This is a genomic window from Streptomyces sp. NPDC056948, assembly GCF_042674225.1.
In the GTDB taxonomy this organism is placed as follows: Bacteria; Actinomycetota; Actinomycetes; order Streptomycetales; family Streptomycetaceae; genus Streptomyces; species Streptomyces purpurascens.
This window is the reverse complement of sequence record NZ_JBHUQX010000127.1, coordinates 1-21,846: the sequence shown is the minus strand read 5'-3', so window position 1 is coordinate 21,846 and position 21,846 is coordinate 1. Positions and strand designations below refer to the sequence as shown.

20 protein-coding genes and 1 pseudogene are annotated in these 21,846 nt (G+C 72.8%); 2 read left to right on the top strand and 19 right to left on the bottom strand.

The window, feature by feature from the left end; genetic code table 11:
• The 8 genes from ACFTZL_RS18420 to ACFTZL_RS18385 all read right to left on the bottom strand — a co-directional run.
• Nucleotides 1–456: DNA primase (locus ACFTZL_RS18420; protein ID WP_382583511.1), on the bottom strand; the 456-nt coding region annotated here is incomplete at its 3' end.
• A complete protein-coding gene (locus ACFTZL_RS18415) occupies nt 453–719 on the bottom strand; it encodes a gas vesicle protein GvpG (RefSeq protein ID WP_382486754.1) in 267 nt (88 codons plus the stop codon). The genes ACFTZL_RS18420 and ACFTZL_RS18415, both read right to left, overlap by 4 nt.
• A 4-nt stretch (nt 720–723) precedes the next feature.
• Entirely contained in the window at nt 724–1,500 is a 777-nt protein-coding gene (locus tag ACFTZL_RS18410; protein WP_382583509.1) for a GvpL/GvpF family gas vesicle protein, read from the bottom strand.
• Complete coding sequence (locus tag ACFTZL_RS18405) at nt 1,497–1,931, bottom strand: gas vesicle structural protein GvpA (RefSeq protein WP_382583506.1); 435 nt, start codon at nt 1,929–1,931, stop codon at nt 1,497–1,499. The genes ACFTZL_RS18410 and ACFTZL_RS18405 overlap by 4 nt, the downstream gene beginning before the upstream one ends.
• Before the next feature lie 46 nt (nt 1,932–1,977).
• The gene (locus ACFTZL_RS18400; RefSeq protein WP_382583503.1) at nt 1,978–2,349 is read right to left on the bottom strand and encodes a gas vesicle protein; all 372 of its coding nucleotides are present in this window, start codon (nt 2,347–2,349) and stop codon (nt 1,978–1,980) included.
• A gap of 91 nt (nt 2,350–2,440) precedes the next feature.
• Entirely contained in the window at nt 2,441–3,370 is a 930-nt protein-coding gene (ligD, locus tag ACFTZL_RS18395; RefSeq protein WP_382583500.1) for a non-homologous end-joining DNA ligase, read from the bottom strand.
• Entirely contained in the window at nt 3,367–5,214 is a 1,848-nt protein-coding gene (locus ACFTZL_RS18390; RefSeq protein ID WP_382583497.1) for a transketolase, read from the bottom strand. Before ACFTZL_RS18390 ends, ligD begins: the two co-directional genes overlap by 4 nt.
• The gene (locus ACFTZL_RS18385; RefSeq protein WP_382583494.1) at nt 5,211–7,223 is read right to left on the bottom strand and encodes an FAD-dependent oxidoreductase; all 2,013 of its coding nucleotides are present in this window, start codon (nt 7,221–7,223) and stop codon (nt 5,211–5,213) included. The genes ACFTZL_RS18390 and ACFTZL_RS18385 overlap by 4 nt, the downstream gene beginning before the upstream one ends.
• A 168-nt stretch (nt 7,224–7,391) precedes the next feature.
• On the opposite strand from ACFTZL_RS18385, the gene ACFTZL_RS18380 reads away from it, so the two are divergent.
• Nucleotides 7,392–8,348 carry an LLM class F420-dependent oxidoreductase gene (locus ACFTZL_RS18380; protein WP_382583491.1) on the top strand — a complete coding sequence of 319 codons (957 nt, stop codon included), beginning with the start codon at nt 7,392–7,394 and terminating at the stop codon, nt 8,346–8,348.
• Here ACFTZL_RS18380 and ACFTZL_RS18375 read toward each other — a convergent pair.
• Nucleotides 8,312–8,969, bottom strand: a pseudogene (locus tag ACFTZL_RS18375) (SDR family NAD(P)-dependent oxidoreductase). The gene ACFTZL_RS18380 and the pseudogene ACFTZL_RS18375 sit on opposite strands and share 37 nt — an antisense overlap.
• On the bottom strand, nt 8,869–9,333 hold the full coding sequence (locus tag ACFTZL_RS18370; protein WP_382583489.1) for a phage holin family protein: 465 nt from the start codon (nt 9,331–9,333) through the stop codon (nt 8,869–8,871). Before ACFTZL_RS18370 ends, ACFTZL_RS18375 begins: the two are co-directional and overlap by 101 nt.
• A 48-nt stretch (nt 9,334–9,381) precedes the next feature.
• Here ACFTZL_RS18370 and ACFTZL_RS18365 point away from each other — a divergent pair, with 48 nt between their 5' ends.
• Nucleotides 9,382–9,729 (top strand): VOC family protein, encoded by a 348-nt coding sequence (locus ACFTZL_RS18365; RefSeq protein WP_382583486.1) that lies wholly within the window; start codon nt 9,382–9,384, stop codon nt 9,727–9,729.
• Between the two features lie 18 nt (nt 9,730–9,747).
• On the opposite strand, the gene ACFTZL_RS18360 is transcribed toward ACFTZL_RS18365, so the two are convergent.
• The 9 genes from ACFTZL_RS18360 to ACFTZL_RS18320 all read right to left on the bottom strand — a co-directional run bounded on the left by ACFTZL_RS18360 (nt 9,748) and on the right by ACFTZL_RS18320 (nt 21,775).
• Complete coding sequence (locus tag ACFTZL_RS18360; RefSeq protein ID WP_382583483.1) at nt 9,748–10,308, bottom strand: GNAT family N-acetyltransferase; 561 nt, start codon at nt 10,306–10,308, stop codon at nt 9,748–9,750.
• A gap of 25 nt (nt 10,309–10,333) precedes the next feature.
• Complete coding sequence (locus ACFTZL_RS18355; protein ID WP_382583480.1) at nt 10,334–12,175, bottom strand: CocE/NonD family hydrolase; 1,842 nt, start codon at nt 12,173–12,175, stop codon at nt 10,334–10,336.
• 72 nt (nt 12,176–12,247) lie between these two features.
• On the bottom strand, nt 12,248–13,180 hold the full coding sequence (locus ACFTZL_RS18350; protein ID WP_382583477.1) for an LD-carboxypeptidase: 933 nt from the start codon (nt 13,178–13,180) through the stop codon (nt 12,248–12,250).
• A complete protein-coding gene (locus tag ACFTZL_RS18345; protein ID WP_382583474.1) occupies nt 13,177–15,141 on the bottom strand; it encodes a S9 family peptidase in 1,965 nt (654 codons plus the stop codon). Before ACFTZL_RS18345 ends, ACFTZL_RS18350 begins: the two co-directional genes overlap by 4 nt.
• 4 nt (nt 15,142–15,145) lie before the next feature.
• Nucleotides 15,146–16,459, bottom strand: coding sequence for a M20/M25/M40 family metallo-hydrolase (locus ACFTZL_RS18340; protein ID WP_382583471.1), 1,314 nt, complete (start codon nt 16,457–16,459; stop codon nt 15,146–15,148).
• Nucleotides 16,452–17,285: a M55 family metallopeptidase gene (locus ACFTZL_RS18335; RefSeq protein ID WP_382583468.1), complete on the bottom strand. Its 834-nt coding sequence runs from the start codon at nt 17,283–17,285 to the stop codon at nt 16,452–16,454. The genes ACFTZL_RS18340 and ACFTZL_RS18335 overlap by 8 nt, the downstream gene beginning before the upstream one ends.
• 71 nt (nt 17,286–17,356) lie before the next feature.
• Nucleotides 17,357–18,454 (bottom strand): SGNH/GDSL hydrolase family protein, encoded by a 1,098-nt coding sequence (locus ACFTZL_RS18330; RefSeq protein ID WP_382583465.1) that lies wholly within the window; start codon nt 18,452–18,454, stop codon nt 17,357–17,359.
• A gap of 61 nt (nt 18,455–18,515) precedes the next feature.
• Nucleotides 18,516–21,098: an FtsX-like permease family protein gene (locus ACFTZL_RS18325; RefSeq protein ID WP_382583462.1), complete on the bottom strand. Its 2,583-nt coding sequence runs from the start codon at nt 21,096–21,098 to the stop codon at nt 18,516–18,518.
• Nucleotides 21,095–21,775: an ABC transporter ATP-binding protein gene (locus ACFTZL_RS18320; protein WP_382583459.1), complete on the bottom strand. Its 681-nt coding sequence runs from the start codon at nt 21,773–21,775 to the stop codon at nt 21,095–21,097. Before ACFTZL_RS18320 ends, ACFTZL_RS18325 begins: the two co-directional genes overlap by 4 nt.
• Nucleotides 21,776–21,846: the final 71 nt, after the last annotated feature.

The following is a 21,846-nucleotide window of genomic DNA, read 5'->3' as shown; positions in this document are numbered from 1 at the left end:
CTTCGCCTCCGGCTCCTCGTCCTCTTCCTCGCCCTCGTCGGGTCCGGAGTCCTCGGGCTCCTCGTCCTCTTCTTCCTCTTCTTCCTCGGCGTCTTCGTACTCGGCGTCCTCGGCGTCGTCGTCCTGCCCGCCGGGCACCACGCCCGTCAGCCCGTCGCGCACCTGGGCCGTACGGCCGTGCAGCCGGTCGGCGAAGGCGTCGAGCTGACGCTCGACCATGGCACCGGAGGCGGCCTTGCCGACGCCGCGCAGGTCCTCGCGCAGCTGGTCCCTGATCTCCTTGAACTGCGGGTTGTTCTGCAGCTGCTGCTGGATCAGCTCCGCGACCATGCGCGGGCTCAGGTTCAGCTTCTTCCCGGCCACCAGTCCGCCGATGGCGATCGCCATCTTCAGCTTTTTGGTACGTCCCAGGAGGTATCCGGCCCCCACCGCGAGGCCCAGTCCCGTTCGGTTCATTGTGCCGTCCCTTGTTGGCCTGTTCCCGCGCTCCCGCGCGAAGCGGTCTCCAACCGGTCGAGGAGTTCGTCCTCAAGACGGTCGAACTCCTCGTCCGTGATCTCTCCGGCCTCCAGCCGCTCCTCCAGGCGGGCCAGTTCGGCCTGGACCGTGGCGGGGTCGTAGTAGATCCGCTCGGCCTCCTGAAGCACCTGATTGATGGCCCAGGCGCTGCCGCGCACGGGTGCGAGCGGCAGCAGCAGCACCTCGGAGATCAGGCCCATCTCGTCACCCCGCTCCGGTGGTGTCCGTGCCGCTCGCCACGGTGCCCGCCGGCTCGGCCGGGCCGGGCTCGACGAAGCTGTACGGCGGCAGCGGACCGTTGACCCGCACCTCCAGGTGCGGCATGTCCTTGCGAGCCTGCTCGACCGCGGCCAGGAACTGCTCGGCCGACTCCCGGTCCACCAGGTACGACACGTTGGCCAGCCAGCCGGTGGACTCGGGGCCCACACTCACGTCCTCGGCGGCGGAATCCAGGGCGCTGCGGAGTGCGGCGGCGTCGTCGGCCTCCCTGGCCTTGACCGCGGCCGCGACCAGCTCGCCGAGCCGGATCTTGTCGTCGTAACTGCCGCCGCCGGACTGCCGGTTGGCCTCCGCGAGACCGCGGATGTCGGGGCTCTCGGCCATCACCTGGTGCAGGACGGCCTCCTCGACGTGGTTGGCCTTGAGGTTGTACTCGACCCGGCCTTCCAGGGCCCGCAGGCGTTCCTTGTAGTGCTCGGCACGCTCGGCGAGCACCCCGGTGATCGAGTTGTCGTCCGGGGCGACGCTGCCGAACCGCATGGGCAGCACGCAGCCGGCCGCGCCCGCTTCACTGAGCACGTTCTGGTGGGCGAGCAGGTCCCTGCGCTTGGGCCGCAGCCCCTCGGGCGCCTCACTGACGACGGCCGCCAGCTCGCCCTCGCGCAGGATGCGCACCGGGCGGGGCGGGTCGCCCACACCGCCCATGCCCTCGGGCAGCGCCGGGTGCGCGGTCGCCGCGATGCCGTAGACGTAGGTGCTCACTCCTGCTCCTCCTTCCGGCGGGCCGACGTGCTCTTACGGGCGCGCGGACGGGACTCGCCCTGGCGCTCGGAGCCGTCGTCGCGCGCCTGCTTGAAGGCGTCGGAGATGGTCTCGGCGGCGCCGGACAGCGCCCCCTTGGACTTGCCGCGCGCGCCGGACTCGGTCATCTCCCCGACCAGGTCGGGCAGGCCCGGGTCCTTGCGCGGCCCGGCCTCCAGGTCGAGCCGGTTGCACGCCTCGGCGAAGCGCAGATAGGTGTCGACGCTGGCGACGACGACGCGTACGTCGATCTTGAGGATCTCGATGCCGACCAGGGAGACTCGCACGAATGCGTCAATGACGAGCCCCCTGTCCAGGACAAGTTCGAGTACGTCGTAGAGACCGCTGCTGCCGCCTCCGCCGCCGGACTGCTGTGCCGGTACGACAGTCATGCCGGGTGTTCCTCCTCGTGTGTGGGTGCGGGTCCGGTCGGGCGGCCTAGCGGCCGCCGGACCTGCGCGCGTCGGATCGACCGCGTTCGTAGCGGCGGACGCGCCGGTAACCCGTGAGCTGCCCCTCGGCGTCGAGCTCCACCTGGTAGCTCGCCATCAGGCTCATCGTGTCGGGCACGCGCTCGAGTTCGAGGACCTCGACCTCCAGCGCCCAGCCCTCTTCCGTCTGCTCGAAGGACGACACGGATTCGGCTTCCATGCCGGTGAGTTCCGCGAGCTGGCCGCGCGCCTGACGCAGCACGTCCATCGGGCTCGGCCGCTTCTGGGCCGTCTGCTTGTCGTTCGATGTGCTCGAACTCTGGGAGTCCTGGGGTTTCTGTGAACTCTGTGACTCTTGCGTGTTTCTTGTGTTCGACATGGCCACCTCCCCCTCCGTGTGGCCGCAAGAGTGTTCGCCAAACCTCTACGGGCTCATGCATCTGCCACCCGCCGGGAGAAACGGGTGGGGCTCAACCGCGCAGGGCGTTCAGCCGCCGCCGGGCCGGTCCCAGCGCCCGGCCGCGGTTCAGCAGGCCGGACCAGGGGTCGGTGCGGGCCTGCTCGACGGCGTCGGCGATGGTCCAGCGGCGGGCGTGCAGCTCCGGGTCGTCGAGCTGGTCCCAGGTGATGGGTGTCGCCACGGGCGCGCCCGGCCGGGGCCGGACCGTGAGGGGCGCGACAGCGGTCTGGGCGTACGCGTTGCGCTGCACGTCGAGGTAGAGCCGCTCACCGCGGTCCTTCTTGCGCGCGGCGGTGGTGAGCCGGTCGGGATGCGCGTCGACGAGGGTGTCGGCGACGTCCCGGGCGAAGGAGCGCACCTCGTCGAAGTCGTGCCGGCCGTTCAGCGGCACGATCGCGTGCAGTCCGCGCGAGCCCGTGGTCATCAGCGCCGAGGGCAGCTCCAGCTCGTCGAGCAGCTCCCCGACCAGCCGGGCGGCCTCGCGCACGGCCTCGAAGTCGTCGCCCGCGGGGTCGAGGTCGAAGACCAGTCGGTCGGGGTGGCCGACGCTGTCGGCGCGGGACAGCCAGCGGTGCAGGGCGATGCTCGCCTGGTCGGCCAGGTAGAGGAGGGTGGCGGTGTCGTCGCAGACGGTGTGAAGGACGGTGCCGCCCTCCTTGGCCACCTCGACGCGGGTGATCCACTCCGGGTAGGAGTCCGGGGTGTTCTTCTGCATGAACCTCGGGCCGTCGAGCCCGTCCGGGTGCCGCTCCAGCATCAAGGGACGGCCGCGCAGGTGCGGCAGCATGAAGGGCGCGACGGCCCGGTGGTAGTCCACCAGGTCGCCCTTGGTGTACTCCTTGGCGTCCGCGCCGCCCGGGAAGAGCACCTTGTCCGGCCGGTGGACCGTCACGGTGCGACGGCCGGCCCGCACCCTGCGCGTGCCGTCGCCGCCGCTCACGGCACTACCGCCTCCTCCACCAGCAGCCGCCCGGCCGCCGCGATCGACTCGGCGTCGATGCCGGCGGCGTGCAGCGCCTCGGCAGGGGACGCCGAGCCGGGCATCGACCGTACGCCGAGGCGGACCAGGCGCGGGACGGGCCGTCCGTCGGTGAAGGCGTCGAGGACCGCGTCCCCGATGCCGCCCTCCGGGTGGTGGTCCTCGACGGTCACCAGGCAGCCGGTCTCCTCGGCGGCCCGGCGCAGGGTGGCCCGGTCGACGGGCTTCACGGAGTACAGGTCGATCACCCGCGCCTGGATGCCCTCCCGCTCCAGGGCGTCGGCGGCGGCCAGTGACTCGTGCACGGTGACGCCCGCCGCGACGAGGGTCAGCCGGTCGCGTTCGGAGGAGCGCAGCACCTTGCTCCCGCCGACCGGGAACTCCTCGTCGGGGCCGTAGAGCACCGCGCTCTCGCCGCGCGAGGTGCGCAGATAGCGGACGCCCTCCAGGCCGGCCATGGCGCCGACGAGCCGGGCGGTCTGGTTGGCGTCGCACGGGTACAGCACGGTCGAGCCGTGCACCGCCCGCATCATCGCCAGGTCCTCCAGGCCCATCTGGCTGGGCCCGTCCTGGCCGATGGCGACGCCCGCGTGCGAGCCGACCAGGTTGATGCCGGCGCCGCTGACGGACGCCATCCTGATGAAGTCGTGGGCCCGGGTCAGGAAGGCCGCGAACGTGGCGGCGTACGGCATCCAGCCGCGTGCCGCGAGCCCGACCGCCGAGGCGACCATCTGCTGCTCGGCGATGTAGCACTCGAAGTAGCGGTCGGGGTGCTCCTTGGCGAAGAACTCGGCACGGGTGGAGTCGCCGACCTCGCCGTCCAGGGCGACGATGTCGCCGCGGCCGGTGCCGAGCGCGGCGAGTGCCTCGCCGAAGGCGTTGCGGGTGGCGACCTCCTCGCCCTTGTCCCACTTGGGGAGTTCGTAGTTCCCGGTGTGGACGGCGTGCAGCATGCGGGCGGCGGGCGGCTCCTGCACCGATACGCGGATGTCGCGCGATCCGCCGAGTTCGGCGATCGCCTCCTCGGCCTCCGGCAGCGGCTTGCCGTGCAGGCCCTCGCGGTCCTGCACTCCCTCGACGCCCTTGCCCTTGAGGGTGCGGGCGAGGATCGCGGTGGGCTGCCCCTTGGTGGAGGCGGCCTCTCCGTAGGCGCGGTCGACGGCGTCCACGTCGTGCCCGTCGACCTCGATGGTGTGCCAGTCGAAGGCCTGGAAGCGGCGGGCGTAGGCGTCCAGGTCGTGGCCGTGCCGGGTCGGGCCGCGCTGGCCGAGGCGGTTGACGTCGACGATCACGGTGAGGTTGTCCAGGTGCTCGTACCCGGCGTGCTCGGCGGCCTCCCACACGGATCCCTCGGCCAGCTCGCTGTCGCCGCACAGCACCCACGTGCGGTAGCCGGTGCGGTCCAGCCGCTTGCCGGCCAGCGCGATGCCGACACCGACCGGCAGGCCCTGCCCGAGCGAGCCGGTGGCCGTCTCGACCCACGGCAGGCGCTGCGGTGTGGGGTGCCCTTCGAGGCGGCTGCCCAGCTTGCGGAAGGTGAGCAGTTCCTCGTCGTCGATGGCGCCGGCCGCCTTGTACGCGGAGTACAGCAGCGGCGAGGCGTGTCCCTTGGACAGGACGAAGCGGTCGTTGCCGGGGTGGGCGGGGCGGTCGAAGTCGTAGTGGAAGTGGTGTGCGAGCAGGACGGCCAGCAGGTCGGCCGCGGACATCGAGGACGTCGGGTGCCCGGAGCCCGCGGCGGCGGCCGCGCGGACACTGTCCACGCGCAGCTGCTGGCCGAGATCGGTGAGTTCACCGGTGTTCATGAGTCTCCTTTCGCGGAGTCGTCCGGTGGGTCGGAACGCTTGACGGGGCCGGGGGCGATATCGGGGCCCGGGGGTGGTTGATCGTCAGGGGGCCGGCGAGCGGGCCCGGGCTGGTTCTTGGCAGGCTCGCCGCCGGGCTGGTTCTTTGCGGGCTCGCCGCCGGGCTGGTTCTTTGCGGGCTCGCCGCCGGGCTGGTTCCGCGCGGGCTCGCCCCCGGGCTGGTTCCGCGCGGGCTCGCCCCCGGGCTGATTCTTGGCAGGCTCACCCCCGGGCTGATTCCTGGCGGGCTCACCACCCGGCTGGTTCTTGGCAGGCTCGCCACCAGGCTGGTTTCGCGCGGGCTCGACCCCGGGCTGGTTCCGCGCGGGCTCGCCACCCGGCTGCCCCTCGGCGGGCTCATCGCCGGGCCGGCGGCTCCTGGTCCGCGTACCGCCGAGCGGTCCCTTGGCGGGCTGGTCGGCGGGCCAGGTCCTGGTCGGCTCGCCGCGCGGCCGGCCCTTGGCGAGCTCCTCTTCCGAGCGCCGCTCCGCGGCCCCGGATCCAGGCTGCACCTGCGTCACCCCGGATCCGGGCTGCCCCTTCGCGGGCTGGTCTCCGGCCCGGTCCGTCCCGGACCCGGTGCCGGTCCCCCCGTCGTATGTGTCGGCCTCGACCGCCGCGCCCGGCCCCGAGCGGGCGCTCGCCTCCTGCCGCGTCGCGGGCCCGCCCGGCACCCGGGCCAGCTCCGGCGACGACGTGTCCAGGGGCACGGACCAGGACCGTACGAGCCCCAACTGCACGGCCTGGCGCGGCAGTACGGCGTCCAGCAGCCAGTCGGCGGCGACCCGGACCCGGTTGCCGGGCATGGCGGCGAGGTGATAGCCACGCGTCACCGCACCCGCCGGTACCCCGGACAGCGCCACGCCGAGCGGATTGGCCGCGGCCTTCGCACCGCCCAGGTCGACGACGAAGCCCAGGTCGCGATGGCGGTAGGGCGTGCGCGCCCCGCCGAGGCCGAGCGACGCGGCGACGTTCTCGGCCGCGACCTTGCCGTGCCGCCAGGCGTGCTGCGCGGTCATCGGCGTATAGCTCCCCGGCTTCTCCAGATCGGGCACCGCGGCCGCGTCACCGCACGCGAACAGCTCCGGCCGCCCCGGCACCTGGAGGTGCGGGTCGACGAGCAGCCGCCCCTGCTCCAACGGCAGCCCGAGGGACTCCACCAGCGGGTCGGGCCGTACGCCCACGCACCACACCAGCGTCCGGGTCTCGACGAACTCGCCGTCGCTCAGTACGACCCCGTCGGACGTGGCCTCCTGCACGGAGGTCCCCATCCGCACGTCCACGCCCCGCTGCCGCAGCACACGGTCGGCGGTGGAGGAAAGCTTCTCGTCCATCTCGGGCAGCACCCGCGACGCCACGTCCAGCAGGATCCAGCGCGGCCGCATGCCCTGCCGCAGCGGGTGCTTGCGGACCTGCGCGTCGGTGAACATCTGCCCGTGCGCGGCGACCTCGGATCCGGTGTATCCGGCGCCGACCACGACGAAGGTGCAGCGCGCGGCGCACGACTTCGGGTCCTCGGCGGTGGCTGCCAGCTCCACCTGCCGGGTCACGTGGTCGCGCAGGTACAGCGCCTCGGGCAGCCCGCGGAAGCCGTGCGCGTGCTCGGCGACGCCCGGGATGGGCAGCAGCTTGTTGACGCTGCCGGCGGCGAGCACCAGCCGGTCGTAGGAGAGTGTGCCGTCGTCGCCCTCGGGGCCGGTGTAGTGCAGGGTGCGTCCGTCGAGGTCGATCCGGTCGGCCTCGCCGAGTACCAGCCGTACGTCCGGCAGCGTGTCCGAGAGGGAGACCGTGACCCGGCGCGGCTCCAGAACGCCGGCGGCGACCTGGGGCAGCAGCGGCAGATACAGGAAGTAGTCGGTCGGGTTGAGCAGGGTGATGTGGGCCCTGCCCCGCGTCTGCCGGGCCAGGGTGCGCGCCGCGCGGTAACCGGCGAAGCCGGCACCGACGATCACGATGCGGGGTCGACTCACGGTTCGCCTCCGGCGCTGTCGCGTACCTCGGGAGCCTTCCGCGTCCCCCTGGCCAGGGCACCCAAACGTCAGCCGGGCTCCTCCCGGGCGGACACCGCCGGTTTCCGGACCGGCGCCCGGGTACCCGGTGCGGGATACGGACCGCCCACGTCGCGGAGGCACTCCCCCATGCCCGAGTACGGTTACTTCCTCTCGTGCGAGCAGTACGGACCCGCCGAGCTGATCGAGCAGGCGCGGATGGCCGAGCAGGCCGGATTCCAGGCGCTGTGGATCTCGGACCACTACCACCCGTGGAACGACGAGCAGGGCCAGAGCCCGTTCGTCTGGTCGGTGATCGGCGCGCTGTCCGAGGCGGTGTCCCTGCCGGTCGAGACGGCGGTGACCTGCCCGACGGTGCGGACGCACCCGGCGGTGGTGGCACAGGCCGCGGCGACCAGCGCGGTGATGACGGACAACCGCTTCCGGCTCGGGGTCGGCTCCGGCGAGGCGCTCAACGAGCACATCCTGGGTGACCACTGGCCACCGGCCCATGTCCGTCTGGACATGCTGGAGGAGGCCATCCAGGTGATGCGCCGGCTGTTCACGGGCGAGGAAGTGAACCATCACGGGCCGCACTACACGGTGGAGAACGCCCGCCTGTACACGGTCCCTGACGAACCCATCCCGATCGACATCTCCGGCTTCGGCCCGGCGGCGACCCAGCTCGCCTCCCGCGTCGGCGACGGCTACATCACCATGGCGCCGGACGAGACGATGGTGGAGCAGTACCGCAAGGGCGGGGGCGGCGGAAAGCCGGTCAGCGGCGGCACCAAGGTCTGCTACGACACCGACGGCGACGAGGCCGTACGCACCGTCCACCGCCTCTGGGCGAACGAGCAGCTACCGGGCGAGCTGGGCCAGGTGCTGCCCTCCCCGAAACACTTCGAGCAGGCGCAGACGCTGGTCACCGAGGACATGGTGCGCGAGAACCGGGTGTGCGGCGACGACGTGGACGACCACGTGGCCGAGCTGAAGCAGTTCACCGACGCGGGCTTCGACCGGGTCTACGTCAACCAGATCGGCCCCGACCTGCGCGGCTTCTTCGACTTCTACCGCACGAAGGTGCTGCCGCAGCTGGGGAGCTGACGGCGGACCGGCCCGGCCGGCTTGCGTGCGGCCAGGATCCCCGCCCCCATGGTCAGGGCCCCGCCCGGCCGCCCCCGGTTGCGCGACAGCCACTGCTGCGGGCTGCCCGCCACGGCCTCGTCGTCGAAGCGCCCGTGCGCGCCGAAGTCGTGGCCGTGCGGCCCGTCCGCCGGGGCCCACAGGTTCACCGGGCCGCCGACCGTGCCCTCACCCTGCTGCGCGCGACGGGCCGGGCCCGCCATCCGGTTCAACACCCAGTCGAACTATGGGGTGTTGAACCCCTGGATCGCGTGCTTGGCCCCGCAGTACGCCGACTGCAGCGGAATGCCCCGGTAGGCGAGCGCGGAGCCGACCTGCACGAACGGTGCAGCGGCCGCGCGGCCGCATATGGCGCAGCGCGGCCCGGGTGCCGAACACATAGCCGAGGTAGGTCACTTCGGCCACCCGGCGGAAATCGTCCGCGTCGGAGACGTCCACGCCGACGACGAGAGCCTCACCCCCGGCGCGCTGCACCTCCGCGTCACGCCCTGGGGCGGGGTACGTCCGGGTCGTCCGTCGGCCGCGGGGGCACGGTGCCCGGGGCGGGCGGGGCCGGGGGCACGGGCGGGTACGGCAGTCCACCGGCCGCAGCGGCGGCCTGGCCCGCGCTCTCATGGCCCGGGACCACACCGGCCCCGTGCCCGGAACCCGGGCGGGCCGGCCGGGCCATGCCGCGCAGCACATAGGCCGCGGCGCCCAGGATCGCGGCGGTGATCAGCGCCGCCGCCCAGTCGGGCAGGCCGAGGGCGAGGGCCAGTCCCACGGCGAGTGCGAGGGCCGCGCCCGCGTACAGGGCGAGGGCGCCGGACGCGGCGTACAGCGTGGCCCTGCGGCGCTGCTTGCGCGTCTGCTCGCGCAGTTCGTCCCGTACGGTCTCACGCGCCACCTGTGCCAGCTCGTCAACCAGATGCTTGTCCAGATGCTCCAGGTGATCCATCGGCTTCATACCCGGCCGGGTACCCGTGCCCCCCGGCGCGTAACTAGGCTCGTCCTCATGGAGATTCTGGGTGCCACACTGCGCGTCTGCGTCGACGACCTCGAGACCGCGATCCCCTTCTACGAGCGGCTGGCGGGCGGCAGCGCCCAGCGCTTCGAACGAGGCGGTGTCGAGGTGGCGGCGATCGGCTGCTTCCTGCTGATGAGCGGTCCCTCGGCCGAACTGGAGGTGCTGCGCAAGGTCTCCGCGACGATCGCCGTCAAGGACGTCGACGACACCCACCGGGTGCTCACCGAACTGGGCGCGCACATCGTCGCGGGCCCCATCGCGTCACCGGCCGGCCGCAATCTGATCGCACTGCACCCGGACGGGTCGATCTACGAGTACGTCGACCGCAACCCGTGATGCCGGCCGGGGCCGGACTCAGCGCCGGTCCGGCCCCGTGACCATCTCGGCGGTGATCGCCCAGCGTTCGTGGTCGCGCCAGTCCCCGTCGACGAAGAGCATCTTCGGCGAGAAGCCCTCCAGCCGGAACCCGCAGCCGCGGGCCAGGGCGATCGACGCGGCGTTCGCGGGCTGGACGTTGATCTCCAGCCGGTGCAGCCGCATCGGGCCGAACGCGTACCGCACGACGAGGTCCAGCCCTTCGCGCATCAGCCCCCGCCCGGCGGCGTGCACGAAGGCGCCGTAGCCCAGCGCCCCGGACTGGAAGCCGCCCTCGACGATGTTGTTGATGTTGATGAACCCGGCGATGGCCCCGTCGCCCTGCTCGCAGACGAGGAAGCCGGCCTTGGACGGGTCCTCGATCAGCCGGCCGGCGTACGCGGTGTAGCCCTGGGCGCTCTCGGGCGGGAAGAGCCAGGGGTGGTGCAGGTCCTTGCTCTCCCGTGCCCGGGCGGTGAACTCGGCGCCGTCCCCGTAGGTGAAGTGGCGTATGCCCACCCGGGGGCCGTCGGCGAGGTAGCGGGATGCGTTGTGGGGCACCCCGCCACAGTAGCCGCGCCTCCCGTCAGGAGCCGGCGACCGGCAGCCGGAGCTCCCCGGTGTTCCGCGGCCCGCTGACCACGGTCACCGGTTTGATCCCCCGGTTGCCGAAGTACGCGTCGTCGCTCGCCGCGATGACGAAGCTCAGCCGGTGCCCTTTCTCGTACCGGTGCACAATCCCGGGCAGCGTGACGGTGAAGCTCTTGGTCACGTCCGGCACCCGGACCGGCGCGACCAGACGCCGCACCAGGGTGCGGGTGCCGTCGGGGGCGACGTCGTAGAGCTTGGCGAACAGGACGAGCTTGTCGGCCGCGTCGCCGGAGTTCTGGGTGCGCTCGGCCTTCGGGGAGTGCACCTTGAGCGTGGCCCGGGGCGCGCCGACGACATCGAGGGGACTTGTCAAGGGGGCGCTGGTCCAGTCGAGGTAGGTGCCCTTGGTGTCATGCGGTGGCGGGTCGGGCAGTCCGATGAGGCCGGAGAGCGAGCTCTCCGAATGGCTTGTGGGGATCAGCCCGTTGGTGTAGGCGCGGCTGCCCCGGGCCACCTTGTTCCGGTTGTCGACGAGCTTGCCGTCGCCGGAGAGATACAGCGTGCGGCTCGGCGCGGGGAGGCGGTCTGCGGTGGCGTAGGCGCGGCTCGGGTCGGTGATCCAGTCCCGGTGATAGGCGAAGGCCGGTCCCGTGTCGACCTGCGTCCGGCCGCGCAGATGGCGGTCGAACCAGGCGAGGACGCGCCGGCCGACGTAGCTGGTCTCCAGGTTGCCCTTCGACAGATCGAGTTCACCGGCGGCCGGACCGGTGAGCCCGCCGCTGTGGCCCCAGGACTGCCAGATCATCTTCACGGGGGTGCCCTGGGCGCGGAGCGTTTGGTACGTCGCCGTCGCCTCGTTGAGGTTGAAGAGGGTGTCGGCCTGCCCCTGGACCAGCAGGGTGGGTGTCCTGACGCGGTGGAGGTACGAGGCCGGGGAGACGCTGCGGGCGAAGGCGAGCAGCTCGGCGGTCCGGTCGGCGGGGTAGCTGCCGGAGTTGAGTGTGTGGATGGTCCGGCAGGCCTTGGTGACGAAGTGCAGGCAGGACATGGAGTTGATGCGGGAGGGGTCGAGGCTGGGCTGGAGCAGCGGCTGGCCCTCGCCGATGAGGTAGAAGCCGTTGGTCCACTGCCACTTGAAGGCGCCCGGGACGCCGGTGCTGCCGGTGGCGTTGTTCGGGTCCAGCGCGTACGCCAGGTCGTTCCAGGTGATCATGGGGACGAGCGCGTCGAGGCGGTGGTCGACGGCGGCCGTCGCGAGCTGGACGGCGCCGCCGTAGGAGCCGCCGATCATGCCGACGCGCGGGTCGCCGGGCCGGTCGAGGGTGACGAAGTCGGCCTTGGTGCCGTCGTCGGCGGCGCGTCTGCCGCCCAGGAAGTCGACCAGTCGCGCGGTGGCGGCACCGTCGACGGCCGGGTCGTCGAGGGAGATGAGACAGCCGCTGCGGCCGAATCCGAGCCCGGAGTAGATGAGGGAGACGTAGCCGCGCTGGGCGAAGGCCTTGCCGATGGTGTCCGTCGAACCGTCCGACTTGCTGCCGCCGAAGCCGTTCGTGCCGAGCACGGCGGGTGCCCGGTGGTCCCGGTCCACCCCCGCCGGGCGGTACAGGTCGGCGTCGACCGTGCAGGACCGGCCACCGGCCTGGACGGTGAACTTGAGCGGGGTGACGGTGTAGGAGTCCGCCGCGGTGGCGGGCGGAGCGAGGGCGAGGGGGACGGCCAGGGCGGCGCCCAGAGCGAGAGCGAGCGGCGCGCGAGATCTGGGCACGCGTCGGGACACACGGACCTCCACGGTGGGGACAACCCGGATACCGACCAGTAGGTACTTGGTCGTAGTCATCGTGTGACACGTGTCAGGGAGCGTCAATCACCGAAACGGGGGTTTCTTGACAGGATTTCAGTAACGGCATGTTCAGCTCAGGGCGGGTTCGTCGAACGTCAACGTGCCTATACCGGCGTCCAGTTCGGCCGTCATCCCCAAGGGCATCGTCAGCGCGCCCTCGCCGTGCCCGAACCCGAACTCCTCCACGACCGGGACACCGAGTCCGCCGAGCCGGTCGGCGAAGACCGCGCGCAGGTCCTCGTACGGGCCGCACGTCGCCCAGGACCCGAGCACGATCCCGGCGACCCCGTCCAGCCAGCCGCCGCGCAGGAGTTGGGTCAGATACCGGTCCAGGCGGTACGGGCTCTCGCCGACGTCCTCGATCAGCAGCAGTCCGCCCCGGGCCGCCGCGTGGGCGTGGGGTGTGCCGAGGTCGCTCGCGAGCAGGCTCAGACAGCCGCCCAGCGTGACGCCCCGGGTCCGTCCGGGCACCAGCGCGCCGCCGCCCGGGGGCACGGCCGTGACGGTCCGCACGGACTCCGGCTCGAAGAGGGTCGCCCGCAGATGCTCCTGGGCCCGGGCGTTCTTGAGGAAGTCGACGCCGGCGACCGCGGGGCCGTACAGGGTGACCAGTCCGAGGCGGGTGGCGAAGGCCTGGTGCAGGACGGTGATGTCGCTGAACCCGGCGAACACCTTCGGGCCCGCCGCCCGCATCGCCGCCCAGTCGAGCAGGTCGACCATGCGCTGCGCCCCGTACCCGCCCCGGGCGCACAGCACCGCGGCGACGGACGGGTCGCACCAGGCGTCCCGCAGATCGGCGGCCCGCTCGGCGTCCGTGCCGGCCAGGTAGTCCAACGCGCTGTGCCGGCCGAGCACATGGGGCGCCACCACGGGCTCGAGGTCCCAGCCGCGCAGGATGTCGAGCCCGGCCTGGAGCCGCTCCTCGGGCACGGGCCCGCTCGGCGCGACGACGGCGACACGGGCGCCGGGGGCGAGCCGGGGCGGTCGCAGAAGCTGGTTCACGTGCTGAGCTCCAGAGTCGGGATGCCGCGCGGATCGAGCCGGAACACCTGGGCGTACAGCGAGAGTTCGGCCTCCAGGGCGCGCACCATGGTCTCCGCCCGCCGGAACCCGTGCCCCTCCCCCTCGAAGGCGAGATAAGCGTGCGGCACCCGCCGCCCCTCCAGCCTGGCCAGGAACCGCTCGCACTGGACGGGCGGGCAGATCGGGTCGTCGAGGCCCTGGAGCAGCAGGAACGGCACGCCGAGGCGGTCGGCGTGGGCGGCGGGCGAGCGCTCCGCGTACCGCGCGGGCACCTCGGCGAGCGGCCCGATCAGGCTCTCCAGGTACTGCGACTCGAAGTCGTGGGTCTCCCCCGTGCCCCAGCCGGTGAGATCCAGGATGGGGTACTTGATCGTGCCGCAGGCGTAGACGTCGGTCCCGGTGAGGGAGGCGGCCGCGGTCCAGCCGCCCGCGCTGCCGCCCCGGACGGCGAGCCGGCCGCGGTCGGCGGTGCCCTCGTCCGCGAGGGCCAGGGCGACGGCGGCGCAGTCCTCGACGTCCACCACGCCCCACTGCTCGCGCAGCCGCTCGCGGTAGGGGCGGCCGTAGCCGGTGGAGCCGCCGTAGTTCACCTCGGCGACGCCGATGCCACGTGAGGTGAAGTAGGCGATCTCCAGGTCGAGCACCAGCGGTGCTCGGCCGGTGGGCCCGCCGTGCGCCCAGACGACGTACGGCGGCAGCTCGTCGCCGGGCGCGACGCAGCCGGGGTGGTGCGGCGGGTAGATGTGGGCGTGGATGTCACGCCCGTCCGGGCCGGTGAAGCTGCGGATCTGCGGCTCGGGGTAGTACGCGGGGTCCACGGCGTCGTCGTGCTCGGCGCCGATGACGCGGGCGTGGCCGGTGGCGGCGTCCAGCTCCACGACCTCGTAGGCGCTGCGCGGGCTGGCCCCGACGGCGACGACCCGCTCGCCGTGCGCGGCGAGGGTGGGCGCGAACTCGGTCCAGGGCCCGGCCGCGTCGACGACCTCGCCGGTCTCGGGGTCCAGGATGCCGAGGGCGGTGGCGCCCCGGCCGTGCACGACGGCGACCAGTCCGCTGTCGAGCGGCGCGAACCACCGCATGCCGAGCTTCCACAGCGCCCCGCCGAACTCCTCCTCTCGGGGGCACAGCGGCTCCCCGTCCAGGTGGAGGTTCCACCAGCCGCTGCGGTCGCTCGCGTGCAGGAGGCGGCCGTCGTGGGTCCAGTCGGCCTGGGCGATGGACTCGCCGGGCCCGCCGGCCACGGTCCGGGCGTCGTGCAGGGTGCCGTCGGGGCCGACGTCGGCGAGGATCAGTTCGGTGCCGTCCCACGGCATGCGCGGATGGTCCCAGGCGAGCCAGGCCGCCCGCCGCCCGTCGGGGGAGAGCTTGGCACCCGTCACGAACCGGTGCCGGGCGTCGGTGAGTTCGCGCACGGCGTCCCGGTCCTGGGCGGCGGAGCCGTCGAGCGGGACCGCGGCCAGGACGCGGCGCACATCGGTGGGTCCGTCGCCGGTGAACTCCTCCAGCACGCACCACACCTCGCCCCGCTCGGGCCGCGGCAGCGGCTCCGCCCAGCGCAGGCCCGCGCCCACGGGAGACACCGGCGTGAGCGGGCGAGGCTCGCCGCCCGGCTCGTACCGGTACAGCCGCTGGTCGGCGAAGTTCACGAACACCACCAGCGGGCCGTCGTCGGCCGCGTGTGCGGCCCACGGGTGGCCGCCGTACTCGATGACCCGGCTGCGCACGTTCCACGGCGCCGGCAGCACCGGCTCCTCCGTGCCGTCGGTGTGCCGCCGCACCAGGGTGCGCCGGCCGCCCTCGGCGGGGCGGGGCTCGGTCCACCACACCTCGTCGCCGACGAAGCCCACGTACTCCGGGTGCCCGTCGTGCGCGGCGGCCAGGGCCGCGTCGATGGGCGAGGGCCACGCCCCGTACGCCAGCGTCCGCACTCTCTCCCCCACTCCCCTAGGCCGTCCGAAGGAACCGGTCGAGTACCCGCACACCGAAGTGCAGCGCCTCGACCGGGACCCGTTCGTCGACCCCGTGGAACATGGCCCCGTAGTCGTAGCCCTCCGGCAGCTTCAGCGGTGTGAAGCCGTAGCCGGTGATGCCGAGGCGCGAGAACTGCTTGGCGTCCGTGCCGCCGGACATGCAGTACGGCACGACGTGCCCCTCCGGGGCGAACTCCTCGACAGCGGCCCGCATCCGGGCGAACGTCGCCGAGTCCACCGGCGACTCCAGGGCGACCTCGCGGTGGTGGAACTCCCACTCCACGTCCGGCCCGGTGAGCCGGTCGAGGGTCTCGCGGAACTCGTCCTCGCCGCCGGGCAGATACCGGCCGTCCACCTGGGCCACGGCCTCCCCGGGGATCACGTTGACCTTGTAACCCGCGTTCAGCATCGTCGGGTTGGCGCTGTTGCGTACGGTCGACTCGACGAGCTTCGCGGCGGGGCCCAGCTTCTCGAGCAGCGCGTCGATGTCGGTCAGGTCGCTGTCGATGCCGTACAGCGCGGCGAGTTCGGTGAGCGCCGACCGTACGGTCGGGGTCGGCCGCAGCGGCCACGCGTGCTCGCCGATCCGGTTGATCGCGGCCGACAGCCGGGTCACCGCGTTGTCCCGGTTCACCTTGGAGCCGTGCCCGGCGCGTCCGCGCGCGGTGAGCTTCAGCCAGGCGGTGCCGCGTTCCCCGGCCGCGATCGGATAGATCTGCCGCCCGTTGCCGTCGTGGAAGGTGAAGGCGCCCGACTCGCTGATGCCCTCGGTGCAGCCCTCGAACAGGGCGGCGTGTTCGTCGGCGAGGAACCCGGAGCCGTCCTCGGCGCTGGCCTCCTCGTCCGCGGTGAACGCGATGACGATGTCCCGCCGGGGCCGTACGCCCTGCCGGGCCCAGGCGCGCACCACGGCGAGGATCATCGCGTCCATGTTCTTCATGTCGACGGCGCCGCGCCCCCAGACGACCCCGTCGCGGATCTCCCCGGAGAACGGGTGCACGCTCCAGTCGGCGGCCTCGGCGGGTACGACGTCCAGATGGCCGTGGAGCAGCAGCGCGTCCGCTTCGGGATCGGTGCCCTCGACGCGGGCGACGACATTGGTCCGGCCCTTGGTGCGCTCCAGGAGCGTCGGCTCGATCCCGGCCTCGGCGAGCCGCGCGGCGGCGTACTCGGCGGCGGGCCGCTCCTGGCAGTCGCCGCCGCCCCGGTTGGTGGTGTCGATCCGGATCAGGTCGGACGTGAACGTCACGACCTCGTCCAGCGCCTGCCCGTCCACCTGCTCAGCCATACTGCTCCTCCACCGCGGCCGAGACGATCGTGGTGACCGCCTTGAAGGCGCGGATGCCCTCGTACATGGTCGCGCTCGTGCAAGCCACCTTCCGCTCCCCGATCCGGTCCACACCCGGCACGACGGTGGCGGCCATCGCCAGATGCTCCGCGTCGAACTCGACGGCGACGGTGAACGGGCCCCCTCGCACGGGTTCATGACGCACCGCCAGCGCGGCGGCCTCCTTGGCCGCCGCCCGGATGTCGGCGGCGGTCCGGGCGGGGGTGCGGCACACGGCCGCGTACCGCGACACATGGTCCTTCACCGCGACCTTCGGCGCCTCGGGCGCGTACCCGAGGGCGTCCTCGCAGGCGATGTCGTCCCCGGTGACCAGCACGACCGGCACCCCGAACTCGGCGACGACATGGGCGTTGAGCAGCCCCTCGCTCGCCCGTACGTCGTTCAGCCACACGCCCGTGATCTGGTTCGCGAGGTAGGTGTGGGCGAGGACGCCCTCCATGCCGGCGCCCGCGTGGTAGCCGACGAACGCGATGCCGTCGACGTCGCCGTGCTGCACGCCCTCGACCATGGAGAGGGCCTTGTGCCGGCCGGTGAGCAGCTGGGCCCGTTCGTCCAGCTCCTCCAGCAGCAGATTGCGCATCGTCGCGTGCGCCTCGTTGATGATCACCTCGTCGGCGCCGCCGTCGTGAAAGCCGAGCACGGCGGCGTTGACGTCGGAGGTGAACAGCGAGCGGCAGCGCTCCCACTGCGCGGCGCCCGGCACCACGTCGTCCGGCCAGGTGACCCCGGTGGCGCCCTCCATGTCGGCGCTGATGAGGATTCTCATGACGAGCCGTCCCGGATGGAGATCTTCATGGTTCGTCACGTTACGCGCTGCGGGCCCAACCGGCTACGACGTCACCAGCGGATCGGCAGGTCGGTGAGGAACGAGGTGAGCCGGTCGGCGAGAAGCCGGTGGTCGTGGGCCGAGTAGTGCCAGTGGCAGCCCGTGTGGTCGAGGCCCGTGGCGTCCAGGGGCCAGTAGCGGACCCGGCGGTCGCCGGCGCCGGTGCGCTCCTGGACGACCTGCTCGACGTGTCCGGCGAACGGTCCGGCGCCGACGGCCAGCAGGGTGGTCCCGGGGCCGTAGCGCGTCCGCAGCTTCTGGAGGAAGCCGCTGTAGGCGCTCCGGTACGCGGCGGCGAGGCTCTCGTCCGTCCAGGGCTCGCCCGGGTTGATCGGGGTCGAGAAGTCGTTGGTGCCGAGATGGACCACCACGAGGCCGGGCCGCCAGGTGCCCGGGTTCTGCCAGACGTCGCCCGGCACGTTCAGCAGCGCGCGGTCGTAGAAGGTGCGGTAGTTCTCCTCCGGCGAGCCTCCGTTGTAGTTGCGCACCATGCCCCGGCCCGAGTACGCGTTGAGCTGGTAGTCGGCGCGCAGCCGCCGGGCGGTGAGGGCGCCGTAGCTGACGTCCGCGTTCGTGGTGCGCTTGAGCTGCTCGTCGGTGCAGTCGCGGGAGGCCGAGAGGTTGCCGTAGCCCGCCGTGAGGGAGTCTCCGACGAACTCGATCTGGCGGCCGCGCGCGGTCGGCCGGGCCAGCACGGCACCGCCCGGCGCGGCGACGAAGCCGCCGAACGCGCTGGTGCTCCAGGGGGTGTCGTTGCGTTTGACGAGCCGCACGGTGTGCGCTCCCTTGCCCAGCCCGTCGACCCAGTGGGTGGTCTTCCCCGGCGTGACGAGGGTCGCGACGGTGGCTCCGTCGACCTGGACGTCGTAGTCGGCGGCCGGGTCGTCGAGCACGATGCCGACGCCGCTGCCCCTGATCCGGCCCTCGAAGTACACGCCGGGCCAGCTGTACCGGAGCACGTCCCCGGCGTCCTCGACCCGCCCGGCGGTGTGCACGCTCGCCGCCACCGAGTCCTTGTCCGGTGCGGCGGCGGTGGCCACGGCGGACGTGCCGAGCAACACCATCGACGCGGCCGACGCGACCAGCATCCGTGACCAGGGCAACGTCATGACTGTCCTCCGGAGGACGAGACTCGTGCAGGGACAGGGGGATCTCCGGACCGGCCGGGGCTCACTGTGCGGTCCTCAGCAGTGTCGTCACCCGGGAGCCGCCGAGACAGCCCGCCGCCACCGCCGCCGCCACGGCTCCCGCGGAGGCGGCGGCAAGTCCCAGCCATGGCCACAGCGACCAGCCGATGTCCAGAGAGAACAGCAGGGCGGGGGTGGCGACGGCGGTCACCCCGACCCCCATCAGCACTCCGAGGAGCGTCACCTGACCGGCGTACACACCGGTGAGCCAGGACCGGAACCGCCGGTCGGCGCCCGCGGCGGCCAGTGCCGACAGGTCCGGCCGCATCTCCTGAGTGGCGAGGCCCACAGTGAGGAAGGCCAGGGTGGCCGCCACGAGCATCAGCACCACCGCGCTGCCCAGAGTCGTGGCCCTCAGCACCTCGGCGGCGACCGGGCCCCGTTCCACCTCCAGCGTGAAGTAGCCACTGCCGATGTCCGAGGCGAGCGCTCCGCGCGCGCGGTCCTCCTGTTCCGCGGAGATCGAGCCGTCCGGCGCGGGAAGGTAGAAGTAGGCGGAGTTGGGCTGCTCGACGCCGCCGAGCGCCTTGAGGCCGGCCGCGCTGATGTAGATGGCCGGCAGGTTGCGGTACTCCGAGCGCCGCTGGGCCGCGACCGCGTCGAGGCTCTTGGTGTCCAGCTCCGTTCGGCCCGTGTCCATGACGGGGGACTTCGGCGCGGTCACGGTCAGCCGGCCGCCGGGTGCGAGCCGCTCGTCCAGGACGACGGCGCCACCGGCGGACAGCGCCCCGCGCTCCCGGGCGGTGGGTTTCCTGCCGAGCACCGTGGAGAGGTCCGCCTCACGGATCACCATGACGGCGGAGGGCCGGTCGGGCAGCGGTGAGGCGGCCTGGTACTCGCCCCAGTAGGACCACGCGGTGCCGTCCGGGGCCGTGCCCTCCGGGGCCGGCGGGCTGGCGATGGCCATGGCCGTCAGCCGCTCGCCCCCGAGGGCCTCCTCCATGGCGGCGACGGTGGCGGGCCCGGGCACCTTCGTGGCGTAGGCGAAGGCCGAACCGTGCGGGGAGTTGGGCTCGTACGACTTGCCCACTTCCGCCGTGAGCCCTCCCATGGCCGCCAGGACGAGCCCGGTCAGCACCGTGAGGCTGGCCACCACCGTTCCCATGGTCGCCGAGCGGGACGCGGAACGTGCCAGGAGCCGGGCCCCGATGCGCTGCATCAGCCGGAGCCCGTCGGCGCGGCCGGCGCTCGACGGCAGCAGCCTCCGTACGAGAACGCCCGTGCCGATGACCAGGCTCAGCGCCCCGATCATGACGGTGAACGGGGCCTTGAGGGACGCGCCGGCGACGGCCAGCAGCAGACCGCAGGTCAGCAGGACGCCGAGCATCACCTGCCCGCGGCGCGGCGCGCGGTCCTCGAAGTCGGCTTGGTCCCGCAGGGCGGCGACCACATCGCCGCCGACTCCGCGTGCCGCGACCCGGGCCGCGATCGCCGGAGTGAGGACGCCGAGCAGTGCCAGGACCGCCGTCGACCAGGCGTCCAGACGCAGCCCGCCCCAGAGTTCACCGTTGCGCTCCGCCGCCCAGGGCTTCAGCAGCCACGCACCCGCCACACCGGCCCCGACGGCGAGTCCGGTGGCGAGAAGTCCCACCAGGATCCCCTGGTGGGTGATGACCGACCGCCTGGTCCTCGGCCCCGCACCGGCCGCGGCCAGCAGGGCGAGCTCGCGTCGGCTGCTGCGGACGACGATCGCGTAGACAGCCCCCATCACCAGGCCGAGTTCGCCGAGCACCAGGACCGCCAAGCCGAGGACCCAGGCGGCCGCGGACTCCTCGGGAAGCAGGGAGTCCGGGGCGTCCCGGGCGACGTCGAAGGCGGTGGATCGGGGTTCGAGGCGCCAGCCCTGCTCGGTCATGGCCCGCTGCGCCCGGGGCGTGAGCGCGTCCGGGGTGTGCCACACGACGACGGTGCCGTCCTGCGCCGCGGCCATGGAGCTCTCCTGCCCGGGCTTCGGGAGAGCCGGTGCCTGGCCGGCGACCACGGCGGGAAGGGCCACCACGAACTTCCGCAGGGTGTCGGTGGGAATCGCCGCGATGCCTGTGACCTCGGCCTTGGCGCCGCCCTCGCCGAGGTCCACCCGCTCTCCCGGCCGTACCCCGAGCCGTGCCGCCACGCTCGGCGAGAGGGCGACCTCGTCCGGTGCCCGCGGCGCCCTGCCGTCGGTCAGCACGAACCGGCCCCGGTGCAGCGGCCGGTCGAGTTCGAGGCCATAGCCGAAGGAGTCGACCTGCAGACCGCCCAAGGAGACGGCGAGCGGCCCGTTGACCTCGGGGACGACCTCGATGTCCCGGCCGGCCGCGTTCGCCAGCGCCCGCGGCCCTTCGGCCAAGGCGCGCTCCGCACCTAGCTCCGCGACGAAGTCGAGGTTGCGCAGTACCCCCTGCGACCGGCCGATGAGTGTGCCGACCCGTTCGTCCTCGGGAATCTCACTGGTGGCCCGGAGCGTGACCAGCGTGACGGCCAGGGTCAGCGGAACCAGCAGCGCCGCCGTGAGGGCCAAGGTCCGCTTGCGGTCCCGCCGTACTCGCCGGAGGGCGACCCGGAGGGCGATCCTGCGTGCGCTCACGCGGCAGCTCCGGTGTCTTCCCCGACGACGCCGTCGCGCATCCGGACCACGCGGTCGGCCCGGGCCGCGACCGCCTCGTCGTGGGTGACGATCACGCAGGTCGCCCCGGACCGCACCAGCGACTGGAGGCTGTCGAGGACCTGGGCGGCGCTGTCGCTGTCCAGCGCCCCGGTCGGCTCGTCCGCGAGGATCAGTCCTCGGCCGCCCGAGAAAGCCCGGGCCAGGGCGACGCGCTGCTGCTGCCCGCCGGAGAGCGAGTCCGGGTAGCGGTCGGCGTACTCTTCCATGCCCACGGAAGCCAGCGCCTCTCGCGCCTGCGCGCGGGCCTTGCGGCGGGACATGCCGTCGAGTTCGGCGGGCAGAGCCACGTTCTCCGCCACGCTGAGGATGCGGACCAGGTTGTAGTCCTGGAACACATAGCCGATATGACGGCGCCGGTGCTGGTAGAGCTCCGCCTCCGCGAGCGCGTCGATGCGTACCCCGGCGACCATGACCGTGCCCGTGTCCGGGGGCTGCAGTCCGCCCGCCATGGTGAGCAGGGTGGACTTGCCGCATCCGCTGGGCCCCATGACCGCGGTGAGGGTGCCCTCGCGGACTGTCAGACTCACCCCGCGCACCGCCTGGACCTCGACCTCGCCACTGCGGTAGCGCCGGGTCACGCCGTCCAACACCAACACCTGTGTACCTCATTCATCCGTACTCGACGATGGCTGCGAAACTGGATGAAGGCTGCCGGGCTGCTTTCCTC

Excerpts from the sequence above, each read along its gene's own strand:
- ACFTZL_RS18415 (WP_382486754.1), bottom strand. The coding sequence starts at position 719 with ATGGGCCTGATCTCCGAGGTGCTGCTGCTGCCGCTCGCACCCGTGCGC.
- ACFTZL_RS18405 (WP_382583506.1), bottom strand. The coding sequence starts at position 1,931 with ATGACTGTCGTACCGGCACAGCAGTCCGGCGGCGGAGGCGGCAGCAGC.
- ACFTZL_RS18400 (WP_382583503.1), bottom strand. The coding sequence starts at position 2,349 with ATGTCGAACACAAGAAACACGCAAGAGTCACAGAGTTCACAGAAACCC.
- ACFTZL_RS18390 (WP_382583497.1), bottom strand. The coding sequence starts at position 5,214 with ATGAACACCGGTGAACTCACCGATCTCGGCCAGCAGCTGCGCGTGGAC.
- ACFTZL_RS18380 (WP_382583491.1), top strand. The coding sequence starts at position 7,392 with ATGCCCGAGTACGGTTACTTCCTCTCGTGCGAGCAGTACGGACCCGCC.
- ACFTZL_RS18370 (WP_382583489.1), bottom strand. The coding sequence starts at position 9,333 with ATGAAGCCGATGGATCACCTGGAGCATCTGGACAAGCATCTGGTTGAC.
- ACFTZL_RS18365 (WP_382583486.1), top strand. The coding sequence starts at position 9,382 with ATGGAGATTCTGGGTGCCACACTGCGCGTCTGCGTCGACGACCTCGAG.
- ACFTZL_RS18355 (WP_382583480.1), bottom strand. The coding sequence starts at position 12,175 with ATGACTACGACCAAGTACCTACTGGTCGGTATCCGGGTTGTCCCCACC.
- ACFTZL_RS18340 (WP_382583471.1), bottom strand. The coding sequence starts at position 16,459 with ATGGCTGAGCAGGTGGACGGGCAGGCGCTGGACGAGGTCGTGACGTTC.
- ACFTZL_RS18335 (WP_382583468.1), bottom strand. The coding sequence starts at position 17,285 with ATGAGAATCCTCATCAGCGCCGACATGGAGGGCGCCACCGGGGTCACC.
- ACFTZL_RS18330 (WP_382583465.1), bottom strand. The coding sequence starts at position 18,454 with ATGACGTTGCCCTGGTCACGGATGCTGGTCGCGTCGGCCGCGTCGATG.